Genomic DNA, 18,719 nt, shown 5'->3' with positions numbered 1-18,719 from the left:
CATATCGTCCTTTCCCGGACCTATCCCCCGCGGAGCCGCCGTCCGCCGCCAGGGCGGAACCGGGTCAGCAGCGGCGGCACGATGGCCTCCACCGCCTTGGGGGTGATGCCCAGCTCCGCCAACCCCGGCATGGCCGGGTCCGGGACGTTGTCGCGCTGCAGCAGCAGGAGCTGGTCGCGGGTAAGCGGCGGATTCGGCAGCAATTCGGCCAGCCGGGCCTGCAGCGCCGCCAGCCCGGTCGGGATGTTGACCAGCCGCCGCTCCCGCCGCGTCTCCTTCAGGATGAAGGCCAGCAGCTCGCGGAAGGTCCAGGCGCGGGGCCCGCCGAGTTCGAAGGTCCGCCCCGCCGTCGCCGGGTCATGCAGGGCGGCCAGCACGGCATCCGCCACGTCGCCCACGAAGACCGGCTGGAAGCGCGTCCCGCCCTCGATCACCGGCATGAAGGGCAGCCACGCCGCCATCGGCGCGAATCGCCCGAAGAATCCGTCGCCCTCGCCGAACACGATGGAGGGGCGCAGGATGGTGGCGTCCGGGAAGGCGGCGCGCAGCCCGGCCTCGCCCTCGGCCTTGGAGCGGGCATAGGCGCTGGCGCTGCCCACATCGGCGCCGATGGCCGAGATGTGGACCAGCCGCCCCACCCCGGCCGCGGCGGCCAGCCGGCCCAGCCGCGCCGGCCCCTCGGCCTGCACCCGCCGGAAGTCGCCATGCAGGATGCCCACGGTGTTCACCACCACCTCGGCGCCCTCCACGGCGCGGGCCACGTCGGCATCGCGCGTCAGGTCGGCGGCCAGGGTCGCCACCTGCGCCACCCGGCCCATGGTGTAGAGCAGCGCCGCCGTCGGCGGGCGGCGGGCGCAGACGCGCACCTGCCAGTCCTCGCGCGCCAGGCGCTGCACCACCTGCCGCCCGATGAACCCCGTTCCGCCGAAGACCGCCGCGACCTTGCGCATGACCATTCCCTTGCCGTGAGCGGCCCGCAGCATACACGCGATTTCTTCGCCCTGGGCGGGTTGACGGGTCACGCCACCGCCATTATTCCCCGCCTCACAGCACCGCTGAATGCCCAGGTGGTGGAATTGGTAGACGCGCTGGCTTCAGGTGCCAGTGACCGCAAGGTCGTGAAGGTTCGAGTCCTTTCCTGGGCACCACCACCAAGTATCCGGTTTCCCCCGACATGGCGAAGACGATGTTCACCCCCTCCGGGGCCGTCCATCTGCATCTGCATGACCTGCCGGACGGGCTGGAACTCGGCCCCGTCATCGCCGTGGACACCGAGACCATGGGCCTCGACCCGCGGCGGGACCGGCTGTGCCTGGTGCAGCTCTCGGCGGGCGACGGCGCGGCGCACTTGGTGCAGCTGATCCCCACCGCGCTGGGCGGGCGCGGCTACGCGGCGCCGAACCTGGCACGGCTGATGGCCGACCCGGCGGTGGTCAAGCTGTTCCACTTCGCCCGGTTCGACGTGGCCGCCATCCGTAACGCGCTGGGCGTGGCGGTGGCGCCGGTGCGCTGCACCAAGATCGCCTCCAAGCTGGTGCGCACCTACACCGACCGCCACGGCCTGAAGGACCTGTGCCGGGACCTGCTGGGCGTGGACCTGTCCAAGCAGCAGCAGAGCAGCGACTGGGGCCAGGCCGAGCTGACCCCCGAGCAATGCGCCTACGCCGCCAGCGACGTGCTGCACCTGCACGCGCTGTGGGCCCGGCTGGAGGCGCTGCTGCGGCGCGAGGGCCGGCTGGAGCTGGCCCAGGCCTGCTTCGACTTCCTGCCCGCCCGCGGCGCGCTGGACCTGCTGGGCTACGAGGACCCCGACATCTTCCGGCATTGAGGGCGCGCGGCGCGCGCCCCGGTCAGTCGATGCTCAGGTTCAGCCGCCGCACCATGTCGCGCTCGTAGTCCACGCGCTCGCGGATGAAGGACAGGTAGGCCTCCGGGCCCAGGTACTCGTCCGGCATCTCCCACTGGCGCATCACCCGCTGCACCGATTCGTCGCCCATCGCCTTGCGGAAGGCGGCGTGCAGGAAGGCCACCACCTCGGGCTCCATGCCCTTCGGCCCGGCGATGCCGTAGGGGCTGGTGACGCTCATGCCGTAGCCCAGGTCGCGCAGGGTCGGGGCGTCGGGGGCGAAGCGCAGGCGGGTGGGCGTCCAGGTGGCCAGCAGGCGGAACTCCCCGGATTCCACGTGCGGGCGCCAGGATTGCGCGTCGCTGACCATGTCGATCTGCCGGCCCAGCAGCGCCGTCACCCCCTCCTGCGCGCCGCGCATCGGGATGTGCTCCATCCGCGTGCCCTCGCGGGCCAGGATGTCCTCCTTCGCCAGGTGGTTGGAGGTGGCGATGCCGCTGGTGGAATAGGTCAGCCGCCCGGGGTTAGCCTTGGCGAAGTCCATCATCTGCCGCCAGTCGCGGAACGGGCTGTCGGCGCGCACCACTGTGCCGAACACGAAGCCGGTGAGCTGCATGACGGGGGTGAAGTCGGCCACCGGGTCCCAGGTGGGCTGCCGGGTCAGGAAGGGGTGGCGCAGGATGGACAGGTGGTGGTGCGCCAGGGTGTAGCCGTCGGGCCGCGCCTGCTGGATCAGGAAGGTGGCGGCGCGGGTGCCCCGCGCGCCGGCCATGTTCTCCACCACCACGGCCTGGCCGGTGTCCTTCTGGAACACCTCGAACATGGCGCGGTGCATGGCGTCCAGGCTGCCGCCCGGCGGCCAGGGGATCAGGAAGCGGATGCTGCGGCTGGGGAAGCGCGCCTGGGCGAAGGCGGGCGTGGCCAGCGGCAGCAGGGGCGCGGCCAGCAATGCGCGGCGAGTGGTCATGTCGTTTCCTCCCATCTGCCGCCGCCCTGTCCCGGGCGTGTCGGCCGTCAACACCAGAAAGCCCCGGCCGGGGCGCGGGCTTCGCCCGAATGGCGGGGCAGGCCGCGCGGGCCCGGCGCCCCCGGCGGGGCCGCCAAGCCGGCCTCCGCCGATGCCGTGGGCCAGTGGAAACCGGCCGGGAACCTCACTCCATCCGGATGCCCAGGCGGTTCACCATGTCGCGCTCCCACTCGGCGCGGCGGCGCACGAAATCCACGTATTGCTCCGTGTCCAGGTAGACCAGCGGCATGTCGAACTGGTTGCGCACCCGGGTGTTCTCCTCGCTCATCAGCGCGGCGCGGAAGGCGTCGTGCAGCGCGCGCACGATGCCGGGGTCCATGCGCGGCGGGCCGCTGATGCCGTAGTTGCTGGTCACCACGATGTCGTGCCCCAGCTCCTTCAGCGTCGGCACGGTGGGGAAGCGCGGGGCGCGCTCGGCGCTCCAGACGCTCAGCAGGCGCATCTGCCCGGCCTCGACCTGCGGCGCCCAGGCGCTGCTGTCGGCCACCATGTGAACCTGCCCGCCCAGCGCCGCCGTCACGCCCTCGTTGGAGCCGCGGAAGGGCACGTGCAGCAGCTCGATGCCTTCCTTGATCGCCAGTTCCTCCATCGCCAGGTGGTTGGTGGTGGCGATGCCGGAGGTGGAGTAGGAGACGCGCCCCGGATTGGCCTTGGCGTAGGCCACGAAGGCGCGATAGTCGGCAAAGGGGCTGTTGGCCGGCACCGCCATGCCGAACAGCCAGCCGGTGAGCCCGACGATGTGGGTGAAGTCGGTCACCGCGTCCCATTGCGGCTGGCGCACCAGGAATGGCCGTCGGATGACGGACAGGTGCATCTGCCCCAGCGTGTAGCCATCGGGCCGCGCCTCCCGCGACAGGTGGACGGCGTGCAGGGTGCCGCCGGCGCCGGGCCGGTTCTCGATCACCACCGGCTGGCCCAGCGCGCGGCTGGCGAGGTCGCCGAGGGAACGCAGCTGCGCGTCGGCGCTGCCGCCCGGCGGCCAGGGGACGATGAGGCGGATCGGCCGCTCGGGGAAGCGCCCCTGGGCGCTGGCCGGCGCGGCCAGGGCGGCGCCGCCGAGCACGAGGGCGGAACGGCGTGTCAGCCTGTTCATGGACGAAGAACCTCCGGTGCGGGGCCGTCATGGGTTGCGGCCCCGTCATGCGGGCATGGAATCACGGCGCCGCCATGCCTGCCAAGGGGTTTCTGCATGGCGGGACGGGCAGAAATCCGCCGCGCGCCGCCCCATTTTCCCCCCAGGGGCGATACCAGCCCGCGGATTCTTCCGCTAAGGGAGCCCGGTTCCGGGGTTGAGGGATAGCATGTCCGAGCAATTCGACGTCATCGTAATCGGGGCCGGCCCCGGCGGCTATGTCTGCGCCATCCGCGCGGCGCAGCTGGGCATGAAGGTGGCCTGCGTGGAGAAGCGCGCCACCCTGGGCGGCACCTGCCTGAACGTCGGCTGCATCCCGTCCAAGGCGATGCTCCACTCCTCCGAGAACTTCGAGGCCGCGCGCGACCACCTGGCCGAGCACGGGGTGAACGTGGGCCAGGTGACGCTCGACCTCGCGAAGATGCACGCCCGCAAGAACGAGGTGGTCGGCGCCAACGTGAAGGGCGTGGAGTTCCTGTTCAAGAAGAACAAGGTCACCTGGCTCAAGGGCGCCGCCACCATCACCGCCCCCGGCCAGGTGAGGGTGGAGGGCAAGGACTACGCCGCCAGGCACGTCGTGATCGCCACCGGCAGCGAGAGCATCCCGCTGCGCGGCGTCGAGGTGGACGAGAAGCGCATCGTCACCTCCACCGGCGCGCTGGAGCTGCCGGAGGTGCCGAAGCACCTGGTGGTCATCGGCGGCGGCGTCATCGGGCTGGAGCTGGGCTCGGTCTGGCGGCGCCTGGGCGCCGAGGTGACGGTGGTGGAGTTCCTGGACGCCATCCTGCCCGGCATGGACGGCGAGGTGCGCAAGCAGTTCGAGCGCGTGCTGGCCAAGCAGGGCATCAAGTTCCGCCTCAAGACCAAGGTCACCGGCGCCACCGCCGACGAGGCCGGCGTGGACCTGACGCTGGAGCCCGCCGCCGGCGGCACGGCCGAGACCCTGCGCGCCGACGTGGTGCTGGTCGCCATCGGCCGCCGCCCCTACGTCGAGGGGCTGGGGCTGGAGGCGCTGGGCGTGGAGCGCGACGAGCGCGGGCGGGTGAAGACCGACGCCCACTTCGCCACCAGCGTGCCCGGCATCTGGGCCATCGGCGACGCCATCGCCGGCCCGATGCTGGCCCACAAGGCCGAGGACGAGGGCGTGGCCCTGGCCGAGCAGCTGGCCGGGCAGAAGCCGCACATCAACTACGACGCCATCCCCGGCGTGGTGTACACCTGGCCCGAGGTGGCGAACGTGGGCGCCACCGAGGAGGAGCTGAAGGCGAAGGGCGTGGCCTACAAGGTCGGCAAGTTCCCCTTCACCGCCAATGGCCGCGCCCGCGCGATGGGCGACCTGGACGGCTTCGCCAAGATCCTCAGCGACGCGAAGACGGACAAGGTGCTGGGCGCGCACATCATCGGCCCCGACGCCGGCACCCTGATCGCCGAGATCGTGCTGGCGATGGAGTTCGGCGCCTCGGCCGAGGACGTAGCGCGCACCTGCCACGCCCACCCGACGCTGAACGAGGTGGTCAAGGAAGCCGCCCTGGCGGTGGACGGGCGCGCGCTGCACATCTGAGGCATCACGCGCTGCGCAGCGCCAGGCTCTCCGCGGCGGTGGGATAGACGCCGTCCAGCACCTCGCGGAAGTGCCGGCGCACCGCCTGCTCGCAGCCGCAGGACAGCGCGGCCAGCCCGGCGGGGTCGGTGATCTCCAGCCGCCCGCGCCGCGTCGCCACCACGCCGCGCGCGCGCAGGCCGTTGACCACGCGCGAGACGTAGGAACGCCCGACGCCCAGCATCCCGGCCAGCTCCTCCTGCGTCAGCTCCACCTCGGCCAGGCCGGTGCGGTCGCGCGCCGCCAGCAGCCAGCGGGCCGCGCGCTGGCCGATGGTGTGGGCGGCGTTGCAGGCCACGCCCTGGAACACCTGCGCCAGCAGGCAATCGGCGTAGCGGGCGAAGACGTGGGCCAGGGCCGGCGCCCGCTGCTTGGCCGCCTCCAGCTCGGCCGAGGGGATGCGCAGGAAGCCGCCGCCCACCCGCACCACCGCGCAGGAGAAGGCCGGCAGCCGCCCCTGCGAGACGATGCCGCCCACCGCCCCCTCGCGCCCCACCAGCGCCGTCTCCACCTCGTGCCCGTCCTCCAGCCCGACCTGGAAGGCCACCAGCGCGCCGCCGCAGGGGAAATGCGCCCAGCGCACCTCGTCGCCCGCCTGGAACAGCACCGTGCCCACCTCCAGCGTCACCGCCTCCAGGTGCGGGCGCAGCAGCGCGTGGTCGGCGGGACGGAGCAGCGACAGCAGGTTGTTGGTCACTGCCTGTTCCATCTTCGCCCGCCTTCCGTCCAATCCTGCACCGACCGGGGTGGAACGGTCGGCTATCCCTCTCCCAACGGGAGAAGGGAATTCAGGTTGCCGCATGGTCAGGGTTTGAGCGCGCGCGCGGTGCTGGCGGACGCCCTGCCGGGCCTGCCGCCGCCGGCGGGCGCGCAGGACGCCGTGCTGGACGCCGCGGCGGCCGGCTTCCTCGCCGCCGTGGCGCGGGCGTGGCTGGCCCGCGCCCGGGCCTGCGGCGCGCTGTCCGTGCCAAGCGGGCGCGTGTACCACTCGCTGTCCGTCATGCCGGACAGCCTGCGCTGGGAATGGCACGAGGCCGGCGGCCCGGCGGGCGACCTGGGCCCGCCCAGCCCGCCGCCGCCGCACCCGCCCGGGCTGCGGCTGCGCCGCTTCGTCTCCCCCGGCTCGCTGGGCGTGGTGCTGGACCTGCCGCTGCCGGGGTGACGGCTGGACACGGGCGGGGAATGGCGCGAAACCCGCCCGCAACGCCCCCCGCACGGAGTCACCGCCGCATGGCCACGGAAGACGCGACCTTCGCGACCATCGCCGACATCATCGCCGAGACGGCGAACGTGGACCGCGCGAAGATCACCCCCGGGGCCCACGTCATCAACGACCTCGGCATCGACAGCCTGGACTTCCTCGACATCGTGTTCGAGGTGGACAAGCGCTTCGGCATCAAGGTGCCGGTGGAGGCGTGGACCGAGCAGGTGAACAGCGGCAAGGCGCCGGCCGAGCAGTTCTTCGTGATGGGCAGCCTGGCGCGCCGCATCGACGAGCTGGTGGCCGCCAAGGGCGCCTGATGCGCCTGGAAACCTTCGAGATGCTGGACCGCGTGCTGGAGCGCGGCGAGACGCGGCTGCGCGCCGCCTGCCGCATCCCTGAGCAAAGCCCCGTCTTCGAAGGCCACTTCCCCGGCTTCCCCCTGCTGCCCGGCGTGCTGATGATCGAGATCATGGCCCAGGCCGCCGGCTGGCTGCTGATCGAGCGCTCGGCCCGCACCCGCATCGCCGTGCTGGCCAAGGTGGGCGAGGCGAAGATGCGCGGCCAGGTGCCGCCCGGCGCCGCGCTGGAGGCGGAGGCGGAGCTGCTGCACGACGGCTCGGGCTACGCCGTGCTGAAGGGGGCGCTGCGCCAGGAGGGCCGCGTGGTGGCCGAGGCCGAGCTGACCCTGCGCACCCTGCCCTTCCCCGCCCCGGCGCTGGAGGCCGCGGTGCAGGACCGCGCCCGGGCGCTGGGGCTGTGAGGCCGGTCCACGTCCTCGGCGTCGGCCTGGCCTCCTCGCTCGGCCATGGGCGGGACGCCCATGCCGGCTGGGCCCAGGCGGCGCCGGTGGTGGACGAAGCGCGCTTCGCTCCCCACCCGGTGCACCCCCTGCCCCCGCTGCCCTTCGCCGAGGCCATCCCGCGCCGCGAATCCCGGCAGATGGAGGATTGGCAGCGCCTGGGCACCTTCGCCGCCGGCCTCGCCATCGCCGATGCCGGCGCGCAGGACCGCGTGGCTGAGATGGACCTGGTGGTGGCGGCCGGCGGCGGCGAGCGCGACGCGGCGCTGGACGCGCAGATCCTCCAGGCGCGGCCGGAGGAGGCGGCGCTGCACGCCATGCTGCAGGGCGGGCTGCGCCCCACCCTGTTCCTGGCGCAGCTGTCCAACCTGCTGGCCGGCTCCGTCTCCATCGTGCACGGCGTCGGCGGCTCCTCCCGCACCCTGATGGGCGAGGACGCGGCGGGGGCCGAGGCGGTTCGCATGGCCCATGCCCGCATCGCCGCCGGCACCTCCGCCCTGGGCCTGTGCGGCGGCGCCTTCCTCGCCGAGCGGCCGGAGATCGTGCTGATGCACGGCTTCGGCGGCGCGCTGCACGCCGGCCCCTGGGCGCCGATGGCGGCGCGGCCGGGGCGGCTGGTGCTGGGCTCGGCCGCCGCCTTCCTGCTGCTGGGCGAAGCGCCGGGCATCGCCCGCCTCGCCTTCGCCGCCACCGACCAGGGCGCGCCGGAGGGCAGCGACGCCCGGCTGGACGCGCTGTGGGCCGCCGCGCCGCCCGCCCGGCCCGGCGCGCTGGACATCTGGGCCGGCCCCTTCGACACCCCGCGCCCCGGCCTGCGCCTGGCCGACGCCTTCGGCCACGCCGTCGAGGCCGCCTTCCCCCTGGCCGTCGCGGTGGGCGCGCTGGCGGTGCAGGCCGGCGCGCCGCAAGTGCGCGTGGCCATGCAGGGCGCCTGGCTCGGCGAGGCCGTGGCCGTGCTGGAGGCCGCATGAGCCAGCGCATCGCCGTCACCGGCATCGGCCTGGTCACCGCCCTGGGCTGGGGGGCGGAGGCCAACTGGGCCGCCATGCGCCAGGGCCGCTCCGGCGTGCGCCCCATCGCGCGCTTCGACACCCAGGGCCTCAAGACGCGCTTCGCCGCCTGCGTGGACCTGCCGGAGGACCGGCCGGGCGCCCCGCTCTCCGTCGCCGCGCGCTCGCGCCGGCTGGGCGAGGCCGCCATCGCCGAGGCGCTGGCGCAATCCGGCCTGCCCGCCCCCTTCGGCGGCCTGCTGTGCCTGGGCCTGCCGCCGGTGGAGATCGAGTGGCCGCAGCGCCTGGCGCTGGGCGCCACCGACTATCGCGGCCTGATCGCCGCCGCCGCCGGCCGGCTGGACCTGCGCGACGAGTTCATGTTCGGCGCCACCGCGGCGCACGTCGCCGCGCGCTTCGGCACCCGCGGCGCGCCCCAGGTGGTGACGACGGCCTGCGCCTCCGGCTCCTCGGCCATCCAGATGGCCATCGAGGCGATCCGCCGCGGCGAGTGCGACCGCGCCATCGCCGCGGGCGCGGAGGCGTCGCTGCAGCCGGAGACGCTGGTCCGCTTCTCCCTGCTGCAGGCGCTGTCCACCCGCAACGAGGCGCCGGAGGCGGCCTCGCGCCCCTTCACCCTCAGCCGCGACGGCTTCGTGATGGCGGACGGCGCCGGCGCGCTGGTGCTGGAAAGCGAGGCGCATGCCCGCGCCCGCGGCGCCGCCATCCTGGGCTGGGTGCTGGGCGCCGGCGAGGCGGCGGACACCTTCCACCGCACCCGCTCCACTCCCGATGGCTCCGCCATCATCCGCGCGATGCAGCGCGCCATGGATGACGCGGGGCTGGAGCCTGCCGACATCGGCTACGTCAACGCCCACGGCACCTCCACGCCGGAGAACGACCGCATGGAGGCGATGGCCTGCCGCGCGGTGTTCGGCGACGCGCTGCCCCCGGTTTCGTCCACCAAGAGCATGATCGGCCACACCCTGTCCGCCGCCGGCGCCATCGAGGCCGCGACCTGCCTGCTGGCCCTGCGCGACCAGGTGCTGCCGCCTACCATCAACCAGGACGACCCCGACCCCGAGCTGGGGCTGGACACCGTTCCCGCCGCCCGCCCGCACGCCTTCCGCGCCGCGCTGTCAAATTCCTTCGGCTTCGGCGGCCAGAACGTGTGCGTCGCGCTGGGGCGCGCGGAGTGATGTTTGTTGGGGCGCGCGGAGTGATGGTTGCTGGGGCGCGCGGAGTGATGTTTGCTGGGGCGCGCGGAAGGAAGATTGGCGGGGCGAGCGGATTGACCGTCTCGCTCGGTCCCGTGCTTTCCTGAGCCCTTGCCGGATGCCCTGCCCCGGCCGCGGAGCAATCAACCCATGAGTGAATGGTTGCGGAGCTGGTTCGAGCCCTCCGCCTTCTCGCCGCACGGCTTCTGCCTCCTGTGGGAGCCGGGGCTGATCTGGCTGCACGCCGTCTCGGACGTGCTGATCGCGCTGGCCTACTTCTCCATCCCGCTGGCGCTGCTGGCCTTCCTGCGCCGCCGCCGCGATTTCGGCTTCCCGGGGCTGGCGCTGCTGTTCATAGCCTTCATCGCCCTGTGCGGCCTGACGCACGTGATCGGGGCGCTGACCCTGTGGCAGAGCTGGTACTGGCTGGAGGGCGGGGTCAAGGCGGCCACGGCGGCGGTGTCGGTGGTGACGGCCATCGCCATCTGGCCGCTGATTCCCCGCGCGCTCGCTATCCCCTCCCCCGCCGCGCTGGAGCGCGAGGTGGCCGAGAAGACCCGCCTGCTGCGCGCGCTGGAGGAGGCGCGAGATGGGCTGGAGCGCCGGGTGGCCGAGCGCACCGCCGACCTCGCGCGGGTCAACCAACGCTTCGAGGCGGCGCTGGCGGCCTCGGGCGTCACGGTGTTCAGCCAAGATGACCGCCTGGCCTACACCTTCATCAGCAAGGATGAGCTGGGCCGCACGCCGGAGCAGTTCATCGGCCGCACCGACGCCGAGGTGCTGCCCGCCGCCGACCAGGAGGCCATCATCGCCCTGAAGCGGGGCGTGCTGGACAGCGGCACGCCGGCGCGGGCCGAGGTGCGCGCCGCCGGCAAATGGTACGACCTGTCGGTGGAGCCGCTGCGCGACGAGGCCGGCATCATCTGCGGCGCGGTGGACGTGACCGCCCGCAAGCGCGACGAGGCGCGCATCCGCTTCCTGTTCGACGAGGTCAAGCACCGCGTGGGCAACCTGCTGGCCGTCGCCCAGGCCATGCTGCGCCAGACCGCCGAGACGAGCGCCAATGTCGAGGAGCTGGTGGACCGCTACGGCCAGCGGCTGCGCGCCCTCGCCGGCTCGCAGCAGCTGCTGGTGCGCGAGGGCCCGCGCCGCGCCGGCCTGCACGAGGTGATCGGCAGCCAGCTGGGCTACCTGGAGGCCGCGCGCTTCCACGTGGACGGGCCCGAGGTGGTGCTGGACGACGCCGCGGTGCTGCACATCGGCATGGCGCTGCACGAGCTGGCGACCAACGCGGCGAAGTACGGCGCGCTCTCGGTGCCCGGCGGGCAGGTGTCCATCACCTGGACGGTGGCGGATGGCCGCTGCACGCTGCGCTGGGCGGAGCATGGCGGCCCGCCCGTGCGCCCCTCCAACCGCCGCGGCTTCGGGCGCGAGGTCATCGAATGGGCGGCCGCCCAGGCGGTGCGCGGCACGGTCCGCCTGGACCTGCCGCCCGAGGGCCTACGCTGGGAGCTGGACTTCCCGTTGCAGGGCGTCGAGGACGGCATCGCCTATCCCAGCGGTTGACAGCGCCGCCTCGCCGGGTGCCGCGATGTCCGCCGTGCGGGCGCCGGCGGCCAGCGCGGCATCCACCGCGCGCTCCAGCAGCGCGGCCTCCTCCGGCCGCTTCGCGCTCCAGCGCAGCAACAGCGCGGCGGAAAGGATGGCGCCCAGCGGGTTGGCGATGCCCTTCCCCGCGATGTCGGGCGCCGAGCCGTGCACGGGCTCGTACAGCGCCTGCCCGCGGTCGTTCAGCGAGGCCGAGGGCAGCATGCCCAGCGAGCCCAGCGCCGCGCCGCCAGCGTCGCTCAGCAGGTCGCCGAACAGGTTGTCGGTGACGATGACGTCGAAGCGCGTCGGCGCTCTCGTCAGCTGCAAGGCGCAGTTGTCGGCCAGCATGGGCTCCAGCGTCACCTCGGGGAATTCGTCGCGCGCCACGCGGGCGGCGACTTCGCGCCACAGCGCGCCGGCCTCCATCACGTTGGCCTTGTCCACGCTGGTGACGTGGCGGCGCCGCCCCATCGCCAGGCGGCAGGCGAAGCGCACGGCGCGGATGATCTCGCCCTCGTCGTAGCGATGGGTGTTGACGCCGCGGCGCGTTCCGTCCTCCAGCACGGAAACGCCGCGCGGCTCGCCGAAATAGGTGCCGGCGGTGAGTTCACGCAGGATGACGTAGTCGGTGCCCCGCACCACGCGCGGCTTCAGCGGGCTGGCGTCGAGCAGCGCATCCGGCACCCGCACCGGGCGCAGGTTGGCGTAGAGGTCCAGCGCCTTGCGCATCCGCAGCAGGGAGCCCTTGCGGCGCTCCTCCGGCGGCACGACGCCCTGCTGGTCCAGGCTGCCGGTGGCGCCGAACAGGATGGCGTCGGCCGCGGTGATGCGCGCCCAGGTTTCGTCCGGCATCATGGTGCCGTGGCGCTGCCAGTTCACCAGGCCGAAGCCGCGCTCGGTGATGTCCATGGGGATGCCGCGATGGGCGGCGAACCACTCCAGCACGCGCACGGCCTGCGCGGTGACTTCCGGCCCAACGCCGTCGCCGGGCAGGACCAGCAGCTTCATTGCCATGGGCGATCCTTCTCCGCGCGCGCCTGGAAGGCGGCGATGGCCTCGGCGTGGCGCAGGATCACGCCCGTGCCGTCCAGCCCCTCCAGCATCGCCGCGCGGCGCAGCGGATCGGTGCGGAAGGGGATGGCCTCGCCATCCGGGCCGATCACCACCTCCCGCTCCAGGTCCACCGTCACCGTCGCATTGGCGCCCTGCCCGGCGGCCAGCCGGCGCACCGCCTCCATCGGCAGCGCCACCGGCAGCAGGCCGTTCTGGAAGCAGTTGGCGAAGAAGATGTCGCCGAAGGAAGGCGCGATGACCACCCGCACCCCCATGCCCATCAGCGCCCAGACCGCGCCTTCGCGCGAGGAGCCGCAGCCGAAATTCTCGCCGGCCAGCAGGATCGGCGCGCCGCGCCAGGGCGGCTGGTTGCACAGGAAATCCGGGTTCTCCGTGCCGTCGGCGCGATAGCGCAGCCGGGCGAAGCAGCGCTCGCCCAGCCCCTCGCGCCCCGGCCGCAGCAGGTCCTGGATGGGGATGATCAGGTCGGTGTCGGTGTTGGGCTGCAGCCAGGGGATGGCGGGGCCGGTGACGGTGGTGAAGGGCGTCATGCGCGCGGGTCCGCGATGGCGCCGGCCAGCGCGCTGGCGGCGGCGGTGGCGGGGCTGGCCAGGTGGGTGCGCGCCCCGGTGCCCTGGCGGCCGACGAAGTTGCGGTTGGAGGTGGAGACGCAGCGCGCCCCCGGCGGCACCGCCTCGCCATTCGCCGCGACGCAGAGGGCGCAACCGGGCTCGCGCCAAGCGAAGCCGGCATCGGTGAACAGGGTGTGCAGCCCCTCCGCCTCGGCCTGCGCCTTCACGCCCTCGCTGCCCGGCACCACCCAGGCGGTGACGTGCGGCGCCACCTTGCGGCCGCGCAGCAGCGAGGCGGCCTCGCGCAAATCCTCGATGCGGGAGTTGGTGCAGGAGCCGATGAAGACCCAGTCCACCCTGGTGCCCAGCAGGGGCTGGCCCGGTTCGAGGCCCATGTAGTCCAGCGCGGCCTTCCAGGCGGCGGCCTGGGCGGCGTCGCGCGCCTCCTCTGGCCGCGGGGCGCGGCCGGTGACGGCGGAGCCATGCTCCGGGCTGGTGCCCCAGGTGCATTGCGGCGCGACGTCCTCCATGCGGATCACCTCGTCGCGGGTGAAGCGCGCCTCCGGGTCGCTGGGCAGGCCGCGCCAATCCGCCAGCGCGGCCTCCCAGTCGCGGCCCTGCGGGGCGTAGGGGCGGCCGGCCAGGTATTCGAAGGTCACGTCATCCGGCGCCACCATGCCGAACTTGGCGCCGATCTCGATGGACAGGTTGCACAGCGTCAGCCGCTGCTCCAGCGACAGGGCGCGCACCGCGCTGCCGGCGTATTCCATCGCCATGCCGGTGCCCGCATCGGCGCCGAAGCGGTGGATGGCGTGCAGGATCATGTCCTTGGCCGCCACGCCCGGCCCGCGCACCCCCTCGAAGCGGATGCGGAAGGTGCCGGGGCGTTGCTGCGGCAGGCATTGCGTCGCCAGCGCCTGCGCCAGTTCGGAGGCGCCGATGCCGAAGGCCAGCGCGCCGACGCCGCCATTGGTGCAGGTGTGGCTGTCGCCACAGGCCAGCGTCAGCCCCGGCAGCACGATGGCCTGCTCGGGCGCCACCACGTGCACGATGCCCTGGCCGCGCGTGCCGAGGTCGAACAGCGTCACCCCCTGCGCCGCGCATTCCTCGCGCAGCGACCGGAGCAGCAACGCCCCCTGCGGGAAGGTGGCTGCGGTGCGGCCGGGCGCGGAGGACACGGCGTGGTCCGCCATGGCGAAGACGCGGCGCGGGTGGGGGATGCGCAGCCCCTTCTCCGCCACCTCGCGCAGCGCGCGACCGCCCGAGAGGTCGTGCAGCAGGATGCGGTCCAGCCACAGCAGGTCCCACCCGCCACCCATCTCCGTCACCACGTGGCGGTCCCAGATGCGGTCGAACATCGTGCGAATGCGCGTGTCAGGCATCGTGCTCATGGAAGGGATGCTGCCGCAGCTTGAAGGCGGCGCGAAGCCCGGGCAGCATCGGCGGCATGGGAGTTGAGACGATCTTCCGCCTTGATGGCCGCCGCGCGCTGGTCACCGGCGCATCCGGGGGCCTGGGCGCGCATTTCGCCCGCACCCTGCACCAAGCGGGCGCCGAGGTGGTGCTGGCCGCCCGCCGCGTCGAGGCCTGCGCCGCCATCGCCGCCGAGCTCGGCCCGCGCGCGAGCGCGATGGCGCTGGACGTGACGGCGCCGGAGGGTCTGGACCAGCCCTTCGACATCCTGGTCAACAACGCCGGCATCGCCGAGACGCGCCCCTTCCTGGAGCAGACGCCGGAGGAGTGGGACCGCGTGATGGACGTGAACCTGCGCGGCGCCTTCCTGGTGGGCCAGGCGGTGGCGCGCGGCATGGCGCAGCGGGGTACGGGTGGTGCCATCGTCAACATCGCCTCCATCCTCGCCAGCCGCATCATCCCCGGCGTGGCGGGCTACACCGCCGCCAAGGCCGCCTTGGTGCAGCTGACGCGGCAGATGGCGGTGGAGCTTGCGCGCCACGGCATCCGCGTGAACGCCATCGCGCCGGGCTACGTGGCCAGCGACATCAACCGCGCCTTCTTCGCCTCGCCGGCCGGGCAGGCGATGGTCAAGCGCATTCCCCAGCGCCGCCTGGGCACGCCGGAGGAGCTGGACGGCGCCCTGCTGCTCCTGTGCTCCGAGGCCGGGCGGCACATGACCGGCAGCACCGTCACCGTGGATGGCGGACACAGCATTGGATCGCTCTAGATGGAACTGAACCTCGACCCGCGCAGCGAGTCCTTCCGCCAGCGCATCCGCGCCTTCGTGGAGGCGCGCATCATCCCGCTGGAGGCTGACCGCGCCAATTACGACGCGCATGAGAACATCGCGCCCGCCGTCCTCGCCCGCCTGCGCGCCGAGGCGAAGGCCGAAGGGCTGTGGTGCCTGCAGCTGCCGCCGGAGCATGGCGGCCAGGGCCTGCCCTTCACCGGCATGGTGGCCTGCTACGAGGAGATGAACCGTTCGATCTTCGGCCCGGTGGTGTTCAACTCCGCCGCGCCCGATGACGGCAACATGATGGTGATGGCCAAGCTGGCCACGCCGGCGCAGCAGGAATGGTGGCTGAAGCCCGTCATCGCCGGCGAATGCCAATCCGCCTTCGCCATGACCGAGCCCGGCGAAGGCGCCGGCAGCGACCCCGGCATGACGCTGACGGCGGCCGAGCGCGTCGGCAATGACCGCTGGCGCATCACCGGCCGCAAGTGGTTCATCACCGGCGCCGGCGAGGCCAAGCGCTTCATCCTGATGGCCCGCACCTCGGACGACGCCCGCCGCGGCCTCACCGCCTTCCTGTTCGACGCCAGCCAGCCCGGCTGGCGCATCGAGCGCCGCATCCCGATCATGGGCCCCGAGGAGCATGGCGGCCATTGCGAGTTGGTCTTCGACGGGCTGGAAATCCCTGATGAGAACGTGCTGATGGGCGTCGGCGACGGGTTGAAGGTGACGCAGATCCGCCTCGGCCCCGCGCGCCTCACCCACTGCATGCGCTGGGGCGGGCTGGCCCGCCGCTGCCTGGAGATCGCGCTGGAGCGCGCCGAGACGCGCCGCGCCTTCGGCCAGACCCTGGTGGAGAAGGAAAGCGTGCAGATGCTGCTGGCAGGTGCGGCCATGCAGCTCGACACCGCGCGGATGCTGACCATGCGCGCCGCCTGGCTGCTGGACCAGGGCAGCTATGCCCGCAAGGAGATCTCGCTGGCCAAGGTCGCGGCGGCCAACGCGCTGCACGGCTGCGCCGACGTGGCGCTGCAATTGCTCGGCGCCAAGGGCTATTCCAAGGACACGGTGGTGGAGTGGATCTACCGCTACGCCCGCCAGGCGCGGCTGGTGGACGGCGCGGACGAGGTGCACCGCATGGTCGTCGCCAATTTCCTCCGCAAGGAGCGCGACGGCTTCTTCGCCTGGGGCCACCATGGATGACGCCGCGCTCGGCGCGCGGGTGATCGCGCGGCGGCTGCTCTCCGGCGGCGCCATCCAGCAGAACTGGCTCTACGAGGTGGAGAAGGACGGCGCCCGCCAGGAATGGGTGGTGCGGACGGACAACGCCGCCACCCTGGCCGTCTCGCGCTCGCGGCCGGAGGAGTTCGCCCTGCTGCGCGCCGCCTGGGATGCCGGGGTGCCGGTGCCCGAGCCGCTGTTCCAGGGCACCCATGCCGGCAAGCCCTTCTTCGTCATGCGCCGCTTACACGGCGAAGCCAACGCGGTGGCGCTGTGCAAGGCGGTGGGCCCCGAGGGCGATGCTGCCCTGCTGCGGCAATGCGGCGCGGCGCTGCGGCGCATCCACGCCATCCGGCCGCCGCGCGCGGACCTGCCCTTCCTGGGCGAGCCGCCCGCCGACCCTGCCCTGGCCTTCATCGCGCAGATGCAGGGGCGGCTGGACGCCGCCGGCACGCCGCGCCCGGTGCTGGAATGGGGCCTGGCCGCGCTGCGCCGCCACGCCCCGCCGCCCGTGCCCGCCGTGCTGGTGCACAACGACTTCCGCAACGGCAACCTGATGGTGCGGGACGGCGCGCTGCAAGGCGTGCTGGACTGGGAGTTCCCCGCCTGGGGCGACCCGCACCAGGATATCGGCTGGATCTGCGCCCCCTGCTGGCGCTTCACCAACCAGCAGCTGGAGGCCGGCGGGCTGGGCCACCGCGCCGACCTGCTGGCCGGCTACGGCCCCGGCCTGGATGAATCGCGCATCCCCTTCTGGGTGCTGGCGGCGACGATCCGCTGGGCGGTGATCGCCGCCGACCAGGGCGCCCGCTTCCTGTCCGGCGTGGAGCGCACGCTGGAACTGGCCTTGACCGCGCACCTGCTGCCCGCGCTCGAATGGCAGGTGCTGCAGCAGGTGGAGACGCTGGATGCTTGAGCAACCCGATGCCGGCGCGCTGGTCGCCGCGGCGCGGCAGACCGTGCTGGACGCCCTGCTGCCGCATCTGCCGAAGGAGAAGCACTACGAGGCGCGCATGGTGGCCAATGCGCTCGCCATCGCCGGCCGCGCCATGCACGCCCCGTCCCCCGCGCAGGACGCCGCCGCCCTGGCGCGCGCCATCCGCGCCGCGCCGCCCGCCCCCGGCACGCCCGACTACGCGCGCATCCACGCCGATTTGGTCGAGCTGACGCGCGCCCGCGCCGCCGTTTCCGCGCCCAAGGCCATCGCCTGATGCCCGGCCCGCTGCATGGCCTGAGCGTGCTGGAATTCGCCGGGATCGGCCCCGGCCCCTTCTGCGCCATGGTGCTGGCGGACCTAGGCGCGGAGGTGACGCGGCTCGACCGCCCCGGCGCCCCGCCGCGTGACCCGCGCGACGTGGCGCTGCGCGGCCGCCACGCGACCGCCTCGCTGGACCTGAAGCGCGCCGAGGACGTGGAACGCGCCCTGGCCCTGTGCGAAACCGCCGACGCGCTGATCGAGGGCTTCCGCCCCGGCGTGATGGAGCGCCTCGGCCTGGGGCCGGATTCCGTGCATGCCCGCAACCCTCGCCTGGTCTATGGGCGCATGACCGGCTGGGGCCAGCACGGGCCGATGGCCCACATGGCCGGGCACGACATTAACTACATCGGCCTCTCGGGCGCGCTGCACGCCATGGGCCGCGAGGGGCAGCCCCCCGCCCCGCCGCTGAACCTGGTGGGCGACTACGGCGGCGGCGGGCTGCTGCTGGCGCTGGGCATCCTGGCCGCGCTGCTGGAGCGCGGGCAGTCCGGCCAGGGCCAGGTGGTGGACGCCGCCATGGTGGATGGCGCGGCGCTGCTGATGGCGCCGATCTACGGCATGCTGGCGCGCGGCCGGTGGCAGCCGGGGCGCGCCCGCAACCTGCTGGACGGCGCGGCGCCCTTCTACGACAGCTACGCCTGCGCCTGCGGCGGCTTCCTGGCCGTGGGGCCGATCGAGCCCGCCTTCTTCGCGCAGATGCTGCGCATCCTCGGCCTGCCCGAGGATGCCTTCGCCGACCGCATGGACCCCGCGCGCTGGCCGGTGCAGAAAGCCCGGCTGGCCGGCGCCTTCGCTGCCCGCACGCGCGACGAATGGGCCGCCGCCTTCGCCGGCACAGATGCCTGCGTCACGCCCATCCTCTCCATGGCCGAGGCGCCGCAGGACCCGCATCTGCGCGCCCGCGGCACCTTCCAGGAGGTGGAGGGCGTGGTGCAGCCCACCCCGGCGCCGCGCTTCTCGCGCTCGGAATCCCTGTTGCGCCGCGGCTGAAGGCGGCTACCCTCTCGGCCAACGACCTGTGAG

General features: G+C 73.4%; 20 protein-coding genes and 1 tRNA gene. 14 read left to right on the top strand and 7 right to left on the bottom strand.

The annotated features are described in order from the left end of the window. Positions 1-20 precede the first annotated feature (20 nt). Complete coding sequence (locus tag ACI6QG_RS02400) at positions 21-950, bottom strand: complex I NDUFA9 subunit family protein (RefSeq protein ID WP_407022958.1); 930 nt, start codon at positions 948-950, stop codon at positions 21-23. Between the two features lie 111 nt (positions 951-1,061). Here ACI6QG_RS02400 and ACI6QG_RS02395 point away from each other — a divergent pair. Both ACI6QG_RS02395 and ACI6QG_RS02390 read left to right on the top strand, forming a co-directional pair. Next, positions 1,062-1,148, top strand: a tRNA-Leu gene (locus tag ACI6QG_RS02395). Positions 1,149-1,174: 26 nt separating this feature from the next. After that, entirely contained in the window at positions 1,175-1,828 is a 654-nt protein-coding gene (locus tag ACI6QG_RS02390; protein WP_407022957.1) for a ribonuclease D, read from the top strand. 22 nt (positions 1,829-1,850) lie between these two features. On the opposite strand, the gene ACI6QG_RS02385 is transcribed toward ACI6QG_RS02390, so the two are convergent. After that, entirely contained in the window at positions 1,851-2,813 is a 963-nt protein-coding gene (locus ACI6QG_RS02385; RefSeq protein WP_407022956.1) for a tripartite tricarboxylate transporter substrate binding protein, read from the bottom strand. 184 nt (positions 2,814-2,997) lie between these two features. After that, complete coding sequence (locus ACI6QG_RS02380; RefSeq protein WP_407022955.1) at positions 2,998-3,966, bottom strand: tripartite tricarboxylate transporter substrate binding protein; 969 nt, start codon at positions 3,964-3,966, stop codon at positions 2,998-3,000. A 208-nt stretch (positions 3,967-4,174) separates the two neighbouring features. Between ACI6QG_RS02380 and lpdA the strand changes: the two genes are divergently transcribed. Beyond that, positions 4,175-5,566, top strand: a complete 1,392-nt coding sequence (gene lpdA / locus ACI6QG_RS02375) for a dihydrolipoyl dehydrogenase (RefSeq protein ID WP_407022954.1) — start codon at positions 4,175-4,177, stop codon at positions 5,564-5,566. Positions 5,567-5,570: 4 nt separating this feature from the next. Here the strand turns inward: lpdA and ACI6QG_RS02370 are convergent, their stop codons facing one another. Continuing rightward, entirely contained in the window at positions 5,571-6,314 is a 744-nt protein-coding gene (locus ACI6QG_RS02370; protein ID WP_407022953.1) for a Crp/Fnr family transcriptional regulator, read from the bottom strand. A gap of 102 nt (positions 6,315-6,416) precedes the next feature. Here ACI6QG_RS02370 and ACI6QG_RS02365 point away from each other — a divergent pair, with 102 nt between their 5' ends. The 6 genes from ACI6QG_RS02365 (at position 6,417) to ACI6QG_RS02340 (ending at position 11,380) form a co-directional block, all read left to right on the top strand. Continuing rightward, positions 6,417-6,767 carry a hypothetical protein gene (locus ACI6QG_RS02365; RefSeq protein WP_407022952.1) on the top strand — a complete coding sequence of 117 codons (351 nt, stop codon included), beginning with the start codon at positions 6,417-6,419 and terminating at the stop codon, positions 6,765-6,767. 68 nt (positions 6,768-6,835) lie between these two features. Then, positions 6,836-7,126 (top strand): acyl carrier protein, encoded by a 291-nt coding sequence (locus tag ACI6QG_RS02360; RefSeq protein ID WP_407022951.1) that lies wholly within the window; start codon positions 6,836-6,838, stop codon positions 7,124-7,126. Next, a complete protein-coding gene (locus tag ACI6QG_RS02355) occupies positions 7,126-7,569 on the top strand; it encodes a 3-hydroxyacyl-ACP dehydratase FabZ family protein (RefSeq protein WP_407022950.1) in 444 nt (147 codons plus the stop codon). Before ACI6QG_RS02360 ends, ACI6QG_RS02355 begins: the two co-directional genes overlap by 1 nt. Continuing rightward, entirely contained in the window at positions 7,566-8,579 is a 1,014-nt protein-coding gene (locus tag ACI6QG_RS02350; RefSeq protein WP_407022949.1) for a beta-ketoacyl synthase N-terminal-like domain-containing protein, read from the top strand. Before ACI6QG_RS02355 ends, ACI6QG_RS02350 begins: the two co-directional genes overlap by 4 nt. After that, on the top strand, positions 8,576-9,796 hold the full coding sequence (locus ACI6QG_RS02345) for a beta-ketoacyl synthase N-terminal-like domain-containing protein (protein ID WP_407022948.1): 1,221 nt from the start codon (positions 8,576-8,578) through the stop codon (positions 9,794-9,796). The genes ACI6QG_RS02350 and ACI6QG_RS02345 overlap by 4 nt, the downstream gene beginning before the upstream one ends. A 168-nt stretch (positions 9,797-9,964) precedes the next feature. Then, positions 9,965-11,380: a sensor histidine kinase gene (locus tag ACI6QG_RS02340; RefSeq protein ID WP_407022947.1), complete on the top strand. Its 1,416-nt coding sequence runs from the start codon at positions 9,965-9,967 to the stop codon at positions 11,378-11,380. On the opposite strand, the gene leuB is transcribed toward ACI6QG_RS02340, so the two are convergent. From leuB to ACI6QG_RS02325, 3 genes are read right to left on the bottom strand one after another with little or no spacing between them, the layout of a single operon-like run. Continuing rightward, positions 11,315-12,418, bottom strand: coding sequence for a 3-isopropylmalate dehydrogenase (gene leuB, locus ACI6QG_RS02335; RefSeq protein ID WP_407022946.1), 1,104 nt, complete (start codon positions 12,416-12,418; stop codon positions 11,315-11,317). The genes ACI6QG_RS02340 and leuB overlap by 66 nt on opposite strands. After that, positions 12,409-13,008, bottom strand: coding sequence for a 3-isopropylmalate dehydratase small subunit (leuD, locus tag ACI6QG_RS02330; RefSeq protein ID WP_407022945.1), 600 nt, complete (start codon positions 13,006-13,008; stop codon positions 12,409-12,411). Before leuD ends, leuB begins: the two co-directional genes overlap by 10 nt. After that, positions 13,005-14,420, bottom strand: a complete 1,416-nt coding sequence (locus ACI6QG_RS02325) for a 3-isopropylmalate dehydratase large subunit (protein WP_407022944.1) — start codon at positions 14,418-14,420, stop codon at positions 13,005-13,007. Before ACI6QG_RS02325 ends, leuD begins: the two co-directional genes overlap by 4 nt. Before the next feature lie 56 nt (positions 14,421-14,476). Here ACI6QG_RS02325 and ACI6QG_RS02320 point away from each other — a divergent pair, with 56 nt between their 5' ends. The 5 genes from ACI6QG_RS02320 to ACI6QG_RS02300 are packed head-to-tail and all read left to right on the top strand — an operon-like array spanning position 14,477 to position 18,686. Beyond that, positions 14,477-15,211: an SDR family NAD(P)-dependent oxidoreductase gene (locus ACI6QG_RS02320; protein ID WP_407022943.1), complete on the top strand. Its 735-nt coding sequence runs from the start codon at positions 14,477-14,479 to the stop codon at positions 15,209-15,211. Beyond that, positions 15,212-16,420: an acyl-CoA dehydrogenase family protein gene (locus ACI6QG_RS02315; protein WP_407022942.1), complete on the top strand. Its 1,209-nt coding sequence runs from the start codon at positions 15,212-15,214 to the stop codon at positions 16,418-16,420. It abuts the gene before it with no gap. Continuing rightward, positions 16,413-17,354: a phosphotransferase family protein gene (locus tag ACI6QG_RS02310; protein WP_407022941.1), complete on the top strand. Its 942-nt coding sequence runs from the start codon at positions 16,413-16,415 to the stop codon at positions 17,352-17,354. Before ACI6QG_RS02315 ends, ACI6QG_RS02310 begins: the two co-directional genes overlap by 8 nt. Next, positions 17,347-17,649, top strand: coding sequence for a hypothetical protein (locus tag ACI6QG_RS02305; RefSeq protein WP_407022940.1), 303 nt, complete (start codon positions 17,347-17,349; stop codon positions 17,647-17,649). Before ACI6QG_RS02310 ends, ACI6QG_RS02305 begins: the two co-directional genes overlap by 8 nt. After that, on the top strand, positions 17,649-18,686 hold the full coding sequence (locus ACI6QG_RS02300; RefSeq protein ID WP_407022939.1) for a CaiB/BaiF CoA transferase family protein: 1,038 nt from the start codon (positions 17,649-17,651) through the stop codon (positions 18,684-18,686). Before ACI6QG_RS02305 ends, ACI6QG_RS02300 begins: the two co-directional genes overlap by 1 nt. Positions 18,687-18,719: the final 33 nt, after the last annotated feature.

Source organism: Sabulicella flocculans (genome assembly GCF_045449635.1).
Classification (GTDB): domain Bacteria; phylum Pseudomonadota; class Alphaproteobacteria; order Acetobacterales; family Acetobacteraceae; genus Roseococcus.
This window is presented reverse-complemented; position numbering and strand designations above follow the sequence as displayed.

Coding starts and splice junctions, on each gene's coding strand:
- ACI6QG_RS02355 (WP_407022950.1), top strand. CDS start 7,126: ATGCGCCTGGAAACCTTCGAGATGCTGGACCGCGTGCTGGAGCGCGGC.
- ACI6QG_RS02370 (WP_407022953.1), bottom strand. CDS start 6,314: ATGGAACAGGCAGTGACCAACAACCTGCTGTCGCTGCTCCGTCCCGCC.
- ACI6QG_RS02345 (WP_407022948.1), top strand. CDS start 8,576: ATGAGCCAGCGCATCGCCGTCACCGGCATCGGCCTGGTCACCGCCCTG.
- ACI6QG_RS02385 (WP_407022956.1), bottom strand. CDS start 2,813: ATGACCACTCGCCGCGCATTGCTGGCCGCGCCCCTGCTGCCGCTGGCC.
- ACI6QG_RS02400 (WP_407022958.1), bottom strand. CDS start 950: ATGCGCAAGGTCGCGGCGGTCTTCGGCGGAACGGGGTTCATCGGGCGG.
- ACI6QG_RS02325 (WP_407022944.1), bottom strand. CDS start 14,420: ATGAGCACGATGCCTGACACGCGCATTCGCACGATGTTCGACCGCATC.
- lpdA (WP_407022954.1), top strand. CDS start 4,175: ATGTCCGAGCAATTCGACGTCATCGTAATCGGGGCCGGCCCCGGCGGC.
- ACI6QG_RS02300 (WP_407022939.1), top strand. CDS start 17,649: ATGCCCGGCCCGCTGCATGGCCTGAGCGTGCTGGAATTCGCCGGGATC.
- ACI6QG_RS02315 (WP_407022942.1), top strand. CDS start 15,212: ATGGAACTGAACCTCGACCCGCGCAGCGAGTCCTTCCGCCAGCGCATC.
- ACI6QG_RS02390 (WP_407022957.1), top strand. CDS start 1,175: ATGGCGAAGACGATGTTCACCCCCTCCGGGGCCGTCCATCTGCATCTG.
- leuB (WP_407022946.1), bottom strand. CDS start 12,418: ATGGCAATGAAGCTGCTGGTCCTGCCCGGCGACGGCGTTGGGCCGGAA.
- ACI6QG_RS02360 (WP_407022951.1), top strand. CDS start 6,836: ATGGCCACGGAAGACGCGACCTTCGCGACCATCGCCGACATCATCGCC.
- ACI6QG_RS02380 (WP_407022955.1), bottom strand. CDS start 3,966: ATGAACAGGCTGACACGCCGTTCCGCCCTCGTGCTCGGCGGCGCCGCC.
- ACI6QG_RS02320 (WP_407022943.1), top strand. CDS start 14,477: ATGGGAGTTGAGACGATCTTCCGCCTTGATGGCCGCCGCGCGCTGGTC.
- ACI6QG_RS02305 (WP_407022940.1), top strand. CDS start 17,347: ATGCTTGAGCAACCCGATGCCGGCGCGCTGGTCGCCGCGGCGCGGCAG.
- leuD (WP_407022945.1), bottom strand. CDS start 13,008: ATGACGCCCTTCACCACCGTCACCGGCCCCGCCATCCCCTGGCTGCAG.
- ACI6QG_RS02340 (WP_407022947.1), top strand. CDS start 9,965: ATGAGTGAATGGTTGCGGAGCTGGTTCGAGCCCTCCGCCTTCTCGCCG.
- ACI6QG_RS02310 (WP_407022941.1), top strand. CDS start 16,413: ATGGATGACGCCGCGCTCGGCGCGCGGGTGATCGCGCGGCGGCTGCTC.